Source organism: Micromonospora sp. CPCC 205739, assembly GCF_036906795.1.
In the GTDB taxonomy this organism is placed as follows: Bacteria; Actinomycetota; Actinomycetes; order Mycobacteriales; family Micromonosporaceae; genus Micromonospora.
In genome coordinates this window covers 1-13,175 of record NZ_JBAKHS010000002.1, presented here as the reverse complement: position 1 = coordinate 13,175, position 13,175 = coordinate 1, and the positions used below count along the sequence as shown (strand labels likewise).

General features: G+C 72.8%; 8 protein-coding genes and 1 tRNA gene. 4 read left to right on the top strand and 5 right to left on the bottom strand.

Annotated elements, in window-relative coordinates:
* Positions 1 to 35 precede the first annotated feature (35 nt).
* The 3 genes from V6U88_RS03985 to V6U88_RS03975 all read right to left on the bottom strand — a co-directional run bounded on the left by V6U88_RS03985 (position 36) and on the right by V6U88_RS03975 (position 3,881).
* On the bottom strand, positions 36 to 1,277 hold the full coding sequence (locus tag V6U88_RS03985; RefSeq protein ID WP_334449940.1) for an NAD(P)/FAD-dependent oxidoreductase: 1,242 nt from the start codon (positions 1,275 to 1,277) through the stop codon (positions 36 to 38).
* Complete coding sequence (locus V6U88_RS03980) at positions 1,267 to 3,390, bottom strand: MMPL family transporter (RefSeq protein WP_334449938.1); 2,124 nt, start codon at positions 3,388 to 3,390, stop codon at positions 1,267 to 1,269. Before V6U88_RS03980 ends, V6U88_RS03985 begins: the two co-directional genes overlap by 11 nt.
* A gap of 418 nt (positions 3,391 to 3,808) precedes the next feature.
* Positions 3,809 to 3,881: transfer RNA gene (locus V6U88_RS03975), tRNA-Asn, on the bottom strand.
* A gap of 284 nt (positions 3,882 to 4,165) precedes the next feature.
* Here V6U88_RS03975 and V6U88_RS03970 point away from each other — a divergent pair.
* From V6U88_RS03970 to V6U88_RS03955, 4 genes are all read left to right on the top strand, one after another.
* Entirely contained in the window at positions 4,166 to 4,561 is a 396-nt protein-coding gene (locus V6U88_RS03970) for a hypothetical protein (protein ID WP_334449936.1), read from the top strand.
* Between the two features lie 283 nt (positions 4,562 to 4,844).
* On the top strand, positions 4,845 to 8,165 hold the full coding sequence (locus V6U88_RS03965; RefSeq protein ID WP_334449934.1) for a ThuA domain-containing protein: 3,321 nt from the start codon (positions 4,845 to 4,847) through the stop codon (positions 8,163 to 8,165).
* 85 nt (positions 8,166 to 8,250) lie between these two features.
* Positions 8,251 to 9,324: a sugar phosphate isomerase/epimerase family protein gene (locus V6U88_RS03960; protein ID WP_334449932.1), complete on the top strand. Its 1,074-nt coding sequence runs from the start codon at positions 8,251 to 8,253 to the stop codon at positions 9,322 to 9,324.
* Between the two features lie 108 nt (positions 9,325 to 9,432).
* Positions 9,433 to 10,617: an ROK family transcriptional regulator gene (locus V6U88_RS03955; RefSeq protein WP_334449931.1), complete on the top strand. Its 1,185-nt coding sequence runs from the start codon at positions 9,433 to 9,435 to the stop codon at positions 10,615 to 10,617.
* A gap of 87 nt (positions 10,618 to 10,704) precedes the next feature.
* On the opposite strand, the gene V6U88_RS03950 is transcribed toward V6U88_RS03955, so the two are convergent.
* Positions 10,705 to 11,712, bottom strand: coding sequence for a sugar phosphate isomerase/epimerase family protein (locus V6U88_RS03950; protein WP_334449929.1), 1,008 nt, complete (start codon positions 11,710 to 11,712; stop codon positions 10,705 to 10,707).
* Positions 11,713 to 12,018: 306 nt separating this feature from the next.
* On the bottom strand, positions 12,019 to 12,972 hold the full coding sequence (locus V6U88_RS03945; protein ID WP_334449928.1) for a sensor histidine kinase: 954 nt from the start codon (positions 12,970 to 12,972) through the stop codon (positions 12,019 to 12,021).
* Positions 12,973 to 13,175: the final 203 nt, after the last annotated feature.

Sequence of the window (13,175 nt, the reverse complement as noted above, 5' to 3'; positions counted from 1 at the left end):
GCAGCGCTCGGCACGGTCCCCCGCACCGCACCGGATCATCCGGCCGCGCGCAGCTCCGCCAGCACCGCTCCCGCCGTACGCCAGCCGCTGGCCAGCGCTCCCTGGATCGACGGACTGTCCCGGTGGTCGCCGGCCACGAACAGGCCGTCGCCGAGCGCCACCGGCTTGCGCAGCCGCCCCTGCGGCGGCGGCGCGGCGGGCAGCGCGTCGGGGACCTCGACGGTCGTCAGGTGGGTCCAGTCCGCTGTCGAGCGTCCGTAGAGCCGGTCCAGTTCGCGCCGGATCGCCGGCTCCGGCGGGGCGCTGGGGCCGACCACGGAGGTGGCCACCAGGTGCCAGCCGGCCGGCGCGTACGTCGGCGCGGCGTTGCTGACCACGACGGTGTTGGCGACCAGCTCGCGGCGGTCCCCGTCGACCAGCAGGATCGGCTCGTCCAGGGGCGCCTCGGGGGCGCTGTGGTAGTAGGTCGTGTAGCTGTGCATGCGTACCCGGGCCAGGGTGGGCAGCAGCATGCCCGCCGCGGGCGGGTCGACGGCGACCACGACGGCCCGGCAGCCGATGTCGCCGGCCTGGGTGCGGACCTGGCCGGGCGCCACCTCGGCGACCGGGGTGTCCAGCTCGATCAGGTCGGCGGGCAGCGGTTCGGCAATGGCCCGGGGCAGCGCGGCCATCCCCCGGGCGGGCAGGCCGATCCGGCCGCGCGCGAAGGACCGCATGATCATCGCCAGCACGTGGCTGGAGGTCTCCAGCTCGCGGTCGATGAGGACGCCGGAGAGGAAGGGCCGCAGCAGCTCCTCGATGATCGCGTCGGAGAGCCCGGCCCGGCGCAGCGCCGCCTCGGTGGTGGTTTCCGGCGCGCTGAGCAGCCGGCTCTTCGGCAGGGTGGCGCAGCCGGTGGCGAGCGCGGCGAAGCGGAGCCGGTCGAGCAGCGAGCCGGTGCCGGCCAGGGCCGTGCCGGGCGCGCCGCCGGGCTCGCGCAGCGGGTTGACCAGCCGGTCGAGGCGCTCGCCGCGGCGCACCAGCACGCCGGAGGTGAACCAGCCCAGCTCCAGGATGCCGACGTCGAGCAGGGTGCCCAGCCGTGGGTAGGCGGTGTTCAACACCTGGAAGCCGCGGTCCAGCAGGTAGCCGTCGACCGCGTCGGTGGCGACCCGGCCGCCGAGCCGGTCGTCCGCCTCCAGCAGCCGCCAGGGCACGCCGGCGCGGTGCAGCCGCCGGGCGGCGGCCAGCCCGGCGAGGCCGCCGCCGACGATCACGACGTCCGTCTCAGCCAGCATGTCCGGCCTCCGTCCCGGTCCGGACCGTCCGCGACAGCCGGCTGGGCCACCAGATCTTCGGCCCGATGTCGTACGACAGCGCGGGCACCAGCAGCGAGCGGACCACGATGGTGTCCAGCAGTACGCCCACCGCGACCGCCACGCCGAGTTCCACCAGCACCACCAGCGGCAGTACGGCCAGCGCGGAGAAGGTGGCGGCGAGCACGATGCCGGCGGAGGTGATCACCCCGCCGGTGACGGCGAGGCCGACCAGCACCCCGCCCCGGGTGCCCCGCTTGACCGACTCCTCGCGGACCCGGCTCATCAGGAAGATGTTGTAGTCGATGCCGAGGGCGACCAGGAAGACGAACGCGAAGAGCGGGAAGGACGCGTCGACCCCGGGGAAGTCGAAGGCGTACCGGAAGATCAGCGCGCAGAGGCCGAGGGTGGCCAGGAACGACAGCAGCACGGTGGCGATGAGCAGCACCGGGGCGAGCAGGGCCCGCAGGAGCAGGGCCAGGATCACCGCGATGACCACCAGCACCACCGGGATGATCACGTTGCGGTCCCGGGTGGACGCGGCGGAGGTGTCCACGTTGATCGCGGTGAACCCGCCGACCACGGCGTCCGCGCCGGCGACCCGGTGCACGGCGGCCCGCAGGTCGCGGATGGCCTGTTCCGCGCCGTCGCTGTCCGGCGGGTCGGCGAGGGTCGCCTCCAGCTGCACCTTCCCGTCGACCACCTTGGGCGGCGCGTTCTCCTCGGGTGGACCGGTCCGCTGGTCGGTGACCGGGCGTACGGCGGCGACGCCCCGCACGCCCTGCGCCACCCGGGCGACCTCCTGGGCGGCCTGCTGGTTGGTGAAGACGGTCGCCGGGCTGCCGGTGCCGGCCGGGTAATGCCGGGCGATGACCTCCTGGCCGGCGACCGAGTCGGTGCGCTCGGTGAACAGGTCGGACTGGCCGAGGGTGGTGACGCCGAGCTGGGTCAGGCCGAGGGTGAGCAGGGCCAGCCCCGCCGCGGTCGCCAGCCAGACCGGCCGGGCGTGCCGGGCGACGAACCGGGCGACCGGGCTCCAGATGCCGTGCTCGGTCTGCGGGTCGGCCTGGTCGATCCGGGGCCGGCGGGGCCAGAACGCCCACCGGCCGCCGAGCAGCAGCAGCGCGGGCAGGAAGGTGAGCATCACGAGCAGCGTGGCGGCGATGCCGACGGCGGAGACCGGGCCGAGCGCCCGGTTGGAGTTGAGGCTGGACAGCAGCAGGCAGAGCAGGCTGACGATCACGGTGGCGCCGGAGGCGACGATCGCCGGGGCGGCGCCCCGCCAGGCGGTCTTCATCGCGTCCCAGGGGCGCTCGTGCCGATGCAGTTCCTCCCGGTAGCGGGCGATCAGCAGCAGCGCGTAGTCGGTCCCGGCGCCGAAGACCAGCACGGTCAGGATGCCCTGCGCCTGCCCGTTCAGCTGGATCACGTCGTGCTTCGCCAGGTAGTAGACGAAGACCGCCGCCAGCGCGTACGACAGGCCCGCCGCGAGCAGTGGGAAGAGCCAGAGCACCGGGCTGCGGTAGACGATCAGCAGGATCACCAGCACCACGACGAGGGTGACCAGCAGCAGCGGCCCGTCGATCGCGCCGAACACCTCGATCAGGTCGGCGAGCAGCCCGGCCGGTCCGGCGACGGCGACGGTGAGTCCGTCCCGGTCGTCGCCGGCGATCCGGCGCAACTCCTCGACCACCCGGCCGATTTCCTCGCCCTCGGAGTCGTCGATCGGTACGACCACCTGCAGCGCCTGACCGTCCTGGCTGGGGATCGGCGGCGGCAGCGGCCCGATCACGCCCGGGACCTGGCCGAACCGCGCGGCGTCGGCGGCCGCCCGCTGCTTGTCGGCGTCGGTGACGCCGGAGCCGCGTTCGTAGACCACCAGCGCCGGGGTGCTCTGCCGCTCCACGAAGCCGCCGGCCAGGTCCTGCGCCCGGGTGGCCTCGGCGTCGGCGGGCAGGAACGAGGCGTTGTCGTTGGTGGCGACCTCGCCGAGCTTCCCGGAGTACGGCCCGGCGATCCCGCCGACCACCAGCCAGCCGAGCACCACCAGCACCGCGATCAGCGTGGCCGCGCCCGCGCCCCGTCTTCCGGCCATCTCCACCCGTCCCCTGAATCGACGCACCAATCGACGCATCGAAAGACTAAGTCGACATCGCCCATCCTGCCGCCCGAGCCCACCCTGCCGGGCCGAAACCGGACGCCCATGCCCCGCGCCCCTCCCCCGCCCCCTGACCGGCCCCACAGGTCACCCCTCCCCGGTGATCAAGAAGTTTGCGTCTACCGAGGGCACGCCGGTGACGCAAACTTCTTGATCACCGGGGAGGGTCGCGGCCCGGGCGGGCGGGGGTGGGGTCGGTCCGGTGCGGCCGGGAGGTGCGGCGGCGAGGCGGGCGGGCACCCCGTCGGCGGGGGCGGTCGCGAGCGCTGGCCGGCGCGACGGGCGGGATGGTGAACCGGGGGCAGGAACGAGAAACGCCCGTCGGCGGGGCCGACGGGCGCGGGTGGAACGTGAGCTCCCCCGTTTGGACTCGAACCAAAAACCTGCCGGTTAACAGCCGGCTGCTCTGCCAATTGAGCTACGGGGGACTGCTTGGCACCGCACTCCGGATCTCTCCGGCGCTCGGCGACGGCACAAGAGTACAGGATTCCCGGGGGGTCTGGTCCAGGGGGTTACCTTCGTCGGTCCGCGCCGCCGGGAGCCGCGAGCCACGCGGAACAAAAACGGACAAATCGTCATCACGGCACAAGCAGGCATGAGCGCGGAGCAGGATGGGTAGTTAGCTGCCGACAGAGGACTAGGGCGCGACATGGTCGGTCCCGGCCGGATCTCGGACGGGAACGGCGGAGCGTCAGGTACGAAAGGAGCCGCCATGCGCGGAAAGATCATGTTCCTTGGCGGGCTGGCTGCGGGCTTCGTCCTGGGCGCCCGTGCCGGCCGGGAGAAGTACGAGGAGCTGGTCGTCCGGGGCCGTAAGGTGCTCGACCACCCCACCGTCCAGGAGGCGGCGGGTGTCGCACAGGCCCAGGCGACCCGGCTCTACAGCGAGGGCAAGGACAAGCTCGGCCAGTCCAAGCTCGGCGAGAAGCTGGGCACCGGCAACGGCAACAAGCAGGAGCTGACCGCGGCGGACGACGCCTTCGCGGGCACGCCGGCCACCATCGGCGCGAAGTCGGGCGGCAGCTCGTCGAGCTCCACCTCGTCGTCGGCCACCACCACCCCGCGGCCCAAGCCGTCGGGCACCGGCACCAACGCCAGCACCCTCTAGACGCACCTTCCAGCGGGCCGGTCGTCATCGACGACCGGCCCGCTGGCGCGTGGAGGAGGAAGAGGGGCAGGTCAGGCCCGGCCCACCCTCCATCGAGGCCACTTTCGGCGATTTGAAGCAAAAGTTCGCACCAAACCTCGGAAACTTCTGCCCTCAACCTCTTCTCTTTGGTCCCAGACGCAAATATCGTCCTGCGTAGAACCTGGCCAGGCTCTTGGTACTCGAAGCGACCCTCCTCAGCGACGGCGCTGAGGCGGACCCGCCCCGACCAGAGCGAGGTTCGATGCGCAGACCCACCGGCCGAAGAGCCACCGCCTACCTCAGCCTTCTCACCCTCGTCGGCGCGACCCTCGTCGCGACCGCGCCACCGCAGCCGACGCCGGCGCTCGCCGCCCCGGCGCCCGCCAGCAACGGCATCGACTACAAGGTCCTCGTCTTCACCCGCTCCGCCGGCGGCAGCCACGCCGCCACCGCCGCCGGAGTCGCCGCGATCCGGCAGCTCGGCAACGACCGGCGGTTCACCGTCGAGGTGACCGACGACGCCCGCAAGTTCGACGAGCCGCATCTCAAACAGTTCCGCGCCGTGGTGTTCCTGAACACCTCCGGCGACGTCCTCACCGACGGCCAACAGGCCGCCTTCGAGCAGTACTACCGCGACGGCGGCGGCTTCGTCGGCGTCCACTCGGCCATCGAGGCCGAGCCCGGCTGGTCCTTCCTGGACAACGTCCTGGGTACCCGGGCGACGGGCGCCGCCACGTCGGCGAGCCCGGCCACCGTCACCGTGGCCGACCGGGTGCACCCCGCCTCGGAGCGGCTGCCGGAACGCTGGCGGCACACCGACCGCTGGTACAACTTCGCCGCCAACGTCCGGGGCGTGTCGCACGTGCTGGCCACCGTGGACGAGAAGACGTACGCGGGCGGGTCGATGGGCTTCGACCACCCGGTCACCTGGTGCAAGGACTACCAGGGCGGCCGTTCCTTCTACACCGGACTCGGCGCGACGCCGGAGAGCTACGGCAGCACCGACCTGCGCGCCCACCTCGGCGGGGCGATCCAGTGGGCGGCCGGCGTGACCGACGGCGACTGCGGCGCGACCGTGCTGGCCAACTACCAGATGACCGTGATCGGGGCCCAGCCCAACGTCAACGAGCCGATCGGCTTCGACGTGCTCCCCGACGGCCGGGTGATCCAGACCGACCGCCGCGGCGGCGTACGCCTGCACGACCCGGAGAGCAACGAGACCACCGTGCTGGCCCAGATTCCGGTCTACACCCACAGCGAGGACGGGATGTACGGCCCGGCGATCGACCGGGACTTCGCCACCAACCGGTGGGTCTACCTGTACTACGCGCCCCCGCTGGACACCCCCGCCGGAGGCGCGCCGACCACCAGCACCGACCCGGCCACCTGGGACCGGTGGAAGGGATACTTCCAGCTGTCCCGGTACAAGTTCGTCGACGGTGACACGCCCTCGCTCGACCTGAGCACCGAGCAGAAGATCCTCCAGGTGCCGGTGGACCGGGGTGCCTGCTGCCACGTGGCCGGCGACATCGCGTTCGACTCGAAGAACAACCTCTGGCTGGTCACCGGGGACGACACCCCGTCGGGCGCGGGCGGCTCGGGTGGCTTCTCGCCGCACAACGACTCGGTCAGCGCGACCGGGGTCTACCAGGCGCCGTTCGCGGACGCCCGGCGCAGCTCGACCAACACCAACGACCTGCGGGGCAAGGTGCTGCGGATCGCGGTGGGGGCGGACGGCTCGTACACCGTGCCGGAGGGCAACCTCTTCCCGGCCGGCACCGAGAAGACCCGGCCGGAGATCTACGCGATGGGGCTGCGCAACCCGTTCCGGATCACGCTGGACAAGAACGACGTCGCGTACGTCACCGACTACTCCCCCGACTCCTCGACGGCCGCGGTCGGCCGGGGACCGGCGGGCACCGGCCGGATGATGGTGATCGACAAGCCGGCGAACTACGGCTGGCCGATGTGCGTGCAGCCGAACCTGCCGTACGTCGAGATGAACTGGACCACCAGCCCGATCTCGCCGGTCGCGCCCTTCGACTGCGCGGCGCCGAAGAACACCTCCCGGCACAACACCGGCCTGACCGACCTGCCGGCGGTCGAGAAGTCCGAGCTCTGGTACTCGTTCCAGGCGCCGACCCCGTGCCCGGAGTCCTACCTGTCGACACCGACGCAGACCTGCCCGGTGCTCTTCCCCGAACTCGGCACCGGCGGTGTCGGGCCGCACGGGGCCGCCCGCTACGACTTCGACCCGGAGCTGAGGTCGGAGACGAAGTTCCCCGAGTACTACGACGGCGCGGTCTTCTTCGGCGAGTTCACCCGGGACACCCTCAAGGAGGTCCGGCTCGACGCCAAGGGCGACATCCTGAAGATCAACAATGTGCTGAACTGCGGCCAGGCGCCCACCACCGCGACGAAGCCCTTCCTCTGCGACAACCCGATGGACATGAGGTGGGGCGCGGACGGCAACTTCTACCTGCTGACGTACGGCGACGGGTTCTTCAACGTCAACCCGGACGCGGCGATGCTGAAGTTCAGCTACGTCAAGGGGCTGCGGGCGCCGAACGCCGTGCTCACCGCGACGCCCACCAACGGCATCGCGCCGCTGACCGTCGCCTTCTCCAGCGAGGGCTCCAGGGACCCCGACCCGGCGGACTCGATCTCGTTCGCCTGGGACTTCGACGGCAACGGCAGCACCGACTCGGTCGACCCGAACCCGTCGCACACCTACACCGCCAACGGCGTCTACACCGCCCGCCTGACGGTGACCGACTCCAGCGGCAAGAGCGCGTCGGCGAACACCACCATCACCGTCGGCAACACCGCGCCGACCGTCACGGTGACCACCCCGCTCGAAGGCGGCTTCTTCAGCTGGGGCGACGACATCCCCTGGTCGGTGACGGTCACCGATCCGGAGGACGGGCCGGTCGACTGCGCCAAGGTCGAGGTGACCTTCGTCCTCGGCCACGACCAGCACGGCCACGGCGAGGCCAACCAGTTCGGCTGCTCCGGGGTGCTGCCCACCGACCCGGACGACGCGTCCCACGGCGGCTACATCTACGGCGTGGTCAGCGCGTCGTACACCGACGGCGGGGCCAACGGCCAACCGGCACTGACCACCGTCGACCAGCAGATCATCCAGGCCAAGCGGCAGGAGGTCGAGTTCGCCGCCAACGACTCCGGCACCACCGTCGGGACCAGCGCCGACACCGGCGGCGGGCAGCAGCGCGGCAGCCTCGACCCGGGCGACTGGATCGCGGTCAACAACACCGTCAACCTGCAGAACATGCAGTCGGTGACGCTGCGCACCTCGGGCGGCAGCGCGGCCACCGCTGGGCAGCCCCGGTTCGGCGTCGAGTTCCGGCTCGACTCCCCCACCGGGCCCCTGCTGACCACGGCCACGGTCAACGCGACCAGCGGCAACAACGCCTTCACCAGCACCACCGTGCCGATCACCGACCCGGGCGGCACGCACCGGCTCTACCTCGTGTTCAAGACCGTCCCCGGCGGCCCGACCGGCGGTTTCGGCAACCTCAACTGGGTCGAGTTCACCGGCCAGGGCATCGGCGTCGCTCCATAGCGCCGCCGTCGCCGCGGGCCGCCGTCCGGTGGCCCGCGGCCCTGGACACGATCACCCGTCATCGCACCGAGAGAGGCAGCAGCAGATGAACGACAGACAGCACGGAATGAGCCGTCGCCGGATCCTCGGCGCCTTCGCCGGCGTCGCCGGCGCGGCCGCCGTCGGAGCCGCCGGCTGGGCGCCCGCCGCCGGAGCCGCCGGCAACGGACTGCTCGTGCCGACCGGCAAGCGGGGCATCATCCTCTACAGCGTCCGGGACCGGATCGGCGCGGCACCGGACGCCACCGGAGTGCCGTACGGCTTCGAGCGGGTGCTCGCCCGGCTCGCCGAGATCGGCTACAAGGAGGTCGAGTTCGCCGGCTACAACCAGCACGTCTCGATCCTGGGCCGGCAGATCACCGCAGCCGAGATCCGCAAGATCCTCGACGACAACGGGCTGCGGGCCAACGGCTCGCACGCCTCCATCCCGAGCACCATCAACCCGACCACCCTCGCCGCGTTCGAGCAGCAGCTCGACATCGCCGAGACGCTGGGGATGACCCACATCGGCACCGGCAACGACCCGACCGGCAGCAACTACAAGGCCGACTGGGACGCCGCGGCGGACCGGTGGAACACCCTCGGCCAGCTGGCCGCCGCCCGTGGGCTCAAGCTCTACACACACAACCACGACGCGGCGTACAACTTCCTGCTCGACAGCGGGCCGCCGGACGCGCTGGGCCGGCCGACCCGGTCCTCCGGCGTCCGGAAGCTGGAGTACTTCATCGGGCTCACCGACCCGGAGTACGTCTGGTTCGAGATGGACATCTACTGGGCGCACGTGGCCCAGCACCGGTTCCGCAGCTACACCGACCCGGACGGGGTGACGCAGACCGACGTCTTCGACCCGCTGGCCACGGTGGCGGCCCAGCCGATCCGGTTCCCGCTGTTCCACGCCAAGGACGGCGCGTTCAACCCGAACACCACCAGCGGGTACGACATGGTGCCGCTCGGCCAGGGCGACATCGACTACGGCACCTTCTTCGCCAACATGGGTGCCAAGGGCTACCACAACCCGATGTGGGAGCAGGACAACGCGCCGGGCGGCAGCGCCGACCCGGGCCGCTCGCTGCGCTACGCCGAGGTGAGCTACCAGCACATGTCGGGTCTGCGGGGCTGACGGACCCGAGGTGTCGATCGAGTGGCCGCACCCGGGCGTTCCGGGTGCGGCCACTCGCGCCATCAGCCGTAACACCGCCGTGGCAGACTCCGGCCGGAGGTGGTGGCGATGGTTCCCGTCCGACCGGAGAACGCGTACCAGGCACGACTGCTACGGCTGCTGCGCGACGACGGCCCGCGGTCGCGGGTGGAGCTGGGCGACGCGGTGGGCCTGTCCCGGTCGAGGCTGATCGCGGAGGTGGACCGGCTCGTGGAGCTGGGCCTGGTCGAGACCGCCGGGCCGGCGGCCTCCCGTGGCGGCCGACGGTCGTCGCTGCTCCGCATCGCCGGCACGGTCCGCTTCGCCGGCGTGGTGATCGGCACGGACCGGCTCACCGTCGCCGTCACCGACGGCGAGCTGAACGTGCTGGCCGAGCTCCGCGAGCCGGCCGACGTCCGGTCCGGTCCAGCGCCGGTGGTCGCCCGGGCCGGGGAACTGGTCGGCAAGCTCCGCGCCGAGCTGGGCCTGGCCCAGCTCACCGGGGTCGGTGTCGGCCTGCCCGGGCCGGTCGCCTTCCGGGAGGGCACCCCGCTCGCTCCCGGCGCCCTGCCCGGCTGGCACGGGTTCCCGGTGCGGGACACCCTCGGCGCCGAGCTGGGCTGCCCGACCCTGGTCGACAACGACGCCAACGTGATGGCGCTCGGCGAGCAGCACGCCGGGATCGGCCGCACCTTCGAGGACTTCCTGTACGTGAAGCTCGGCACCGCCATCGGCTGCGGCCTGGTGCTGCGGGGCGCTCCGCACCGGGGCGCGACGAGCGGCGCCGGCGACATCGCCCACCTCCGGATCGGCGACGACGGCCCGGCCTGCGGCTGCGGCGAGGCGGGATGCCTGGAGGCGTACTGCGGCGAGGCCGGGCTGGTCGGCGCGGCGCTCGACGCGGCGCGGTCGGGCCGCTCCCCCGCCCTGGCCGACCGGCTGGCCGCCACCGGCACCCTGACCATGGCGGACGTCACCGGGGCGGCGGCCGGCGGCGACCCGGCGGTCCAGGCCGTGGTGCGCGACGCCGCCCGCCGGCTGGGCCAGGTGCTGGTCGGGCTGGTGAGCTTCGTCAACCCCGGCATCGTGATCATCGGCGGCGCCCCGGACGGCCTCGGGCACACCCTGCTGGCCGAGATCCGGGCCGTGGTCTACCGCCGGTCGGCGCCGCTGACCACCGGCACGATGCCGATCGTCCTGTCCGACCTCGGCGAGCGGGCCGGCGTGGTGGGCGCGGCCCGGTTGATCAGCGAACAGGCCTTCGCCGCCGACTGACCGGACCGGGCCCCGCGAACCCGACCGACCCCGGGTGCCGCCCGCCGCACGGCGAGGTCAGCCAGGGGTCGGTCGGGCCGGGCTAGGTCACTCCTTGCTGCTGAACGCGGCGTCGAAGGCCGCCGTGGGGGCGTCGAAGGCGAGCCGGCGGACGAACTGCAACGCCTCCGGCGCGCCCACCAGCCGGTCCATTCCGGCGTCCTCCCACTCGATGGAGATGGGCCCGTCGTAGCCGATCGCGTTGAGCGCCCGGAAGCAGTCCTCCCAGGGCACGTCGCCGTGGCCGGTGGAGACGAAGTCCCAGCCCCGGCGCAGATCGGCCCAGGGCAGGTGGGACGAGAGCCGGCCGCGCCGCCCGTCGCCGGTGCGCACCTTCGCGTCCTTGCAGTCCACGTGGTAGATCCGGTCGGCGAATTCCAGGATGAAGTTCACCGGGTCCAGCTCCTGCCAGACGAAGTGCGACGGGTCCCAGTTGAGCCCGAACGCCGGCCGGTGGCCGATCGCCGCCAGCGCCCGCCGCGTCGTCCAGTAGTCGTAGGCGATCTCGCTGGGGTGCACCTCGTGGGCGAAGCGGACGCCGACGGAGTCGAAGACGTCGAGGATCGGGTTCCACCGGTCGGCGAAGTCCCGGTAGCCCCGCTCGATCATCTCCGGCGGCACCGGCGGGAACATCGCCAGGGTGTGCCAGATGGACGAACCGGTGAACCCGACCACCGTCTTCACCCCGAGCTTCGCCGCCGCGCGGGCGGTGTCCTTCATCTCCTCGGCGGCGCGCCGGCGTACCCCCTCGGGTTCGCCGTCGCCCCAGATCCGGGCGGGCAGGATGCCCTGGTGCCGCTCGTCGATCGGGTGGTCGCAGACCGCCTGGCCGACGAGGTGGTTGGAGATGGCGTGGACGCTGAGGTGGTGCTTGGCGAGGGTCTCCTTCTTGCGCTCGACGTACGAGTCGTCGGCGAGGGCCTTGTCGACCTCGAAGTGGTCACCCCAGCAGGCGATCTCCAACCCGTCGTAGCCCCACTCGGAGGCGAGCCGGCAGACCTCGTCGAACGGAAGATCGGCCCACTGGCCGGTGAAGAGCGTGATCGGTCGCGCCATCGTCGTTGTCTCCCCTGTCGTGATGGGGATTCCTCAGCGTGGGCGGGGCGAGGGGCCACCGGTGCGGAAGCGGTCACGGGTCACCGGTGGGTGCGGCACACACCTGGGCCCGACGGGTTGCGCCTCCCGCCGGGTCACCGGCCACCTCGCGGTCGCCGCCCTCACTCTAGGACCGTCGGGACCGGCTGGGAAGGGCCCGCTTCACGGCCGGTGGCGGCCTCGCCGACCACCTCCAGGTCGGCGGCCGAGTCGACCGGCACCCGGAACCCGACCCTGATCAGCTTCTGGTCGTCGGCGAGCAGACGGTCACTCGGCCGCCTCCTCGGGTGCGGGCAGCTCGGCCCGGACGGCCCAGCCCCCCTCCGGGTGCGGGCCGGCGGTGAAAGTGCCGCCGACCGCCTCGGCCCGCTCGCGCATGGCGAGCAGGCCCAGGCCCGGGCTCGGGGTGGGTGCCGGGGACGCCTCGGCGCCGGACTCCCGTACCTCGATGGTGACGCCGTGGGGGTCGTAGCGCAGCCGGACCGCCACCGCCGCGCCCGGCGCGTGCCGGTGGGCGTTGGTGAGCGACTCCTGAATGATCCGGTACGCCGCGACGTCCACCGCGGTGGGCAGCGGGCGGGGCTGGCCGGCGACGGTCCAGCGCACCGGCTGGCCGGTGCTGAACCCCTCGACCAGGGCGTCCAGCCGGTTGAGGCTGGGGGCCGGCTCGGTGGGCAGCGCCTCCTCCTCGCGGATCTGCTCGGCGCGCCGGGCCCGCTCCTCCAGCACCGCCACGTAGGCCCGCCGGCTGCGCACCGCGTCACCGGAGGCCACCGCGACGCCGAACCAGAGCAGCAGCACCACCACCGCCGGGTCCAGCCAGGCCACGCCCAGCGTGGCGATCGCCGCCGCGCCGACCGCGAGGGCGCTGACCGCGCCCGCGACGGCGGCGGTCCGCCGGTCGGTGCGGGTGGCGACGGTGTACGCGGCGATCGCCATGGTGATCACGAAGGGCCCCCCGGCCAGGCCGGTGAGCTGGGCGAGCACCACGGTGCCGGTGGTCACGGCGAGCACCGGCAGCGGGTGGCGGCGGCGCACCGCCAGCGCCCCGCAGCCGAGCGCGGCGAGCAGCACCGCGCCGACGGCGAGCGGCGCCCGGGGCGGCCCGCCGGGCGGGTTCGCCGGCAGCAGGCTGACCACGAAGAGCGCGGCGGCCAGCACCGCGTCGGCGACCGCCGGATGCGCCCGCGCGACCCGGTGCCACTGCGCGAGGCGTCCCATGCGGTCAAGGTACGGCAGCCGCCCGGCCCTGGACGCGGCACCGCCGGGGCGCGTGGGCACCCCGGCGGGGTCGGTGTCGACCGGGCCGGCCCGCTGGGCGGGCCGACCCGGTCAGCGGGATGCTCCTATGGATGTCAAGTGGTGTTGAGGGCGGCGAAGTCGGCCATGAGTGCGGCGTGGATTTCACGGACGATGTAGCGCTT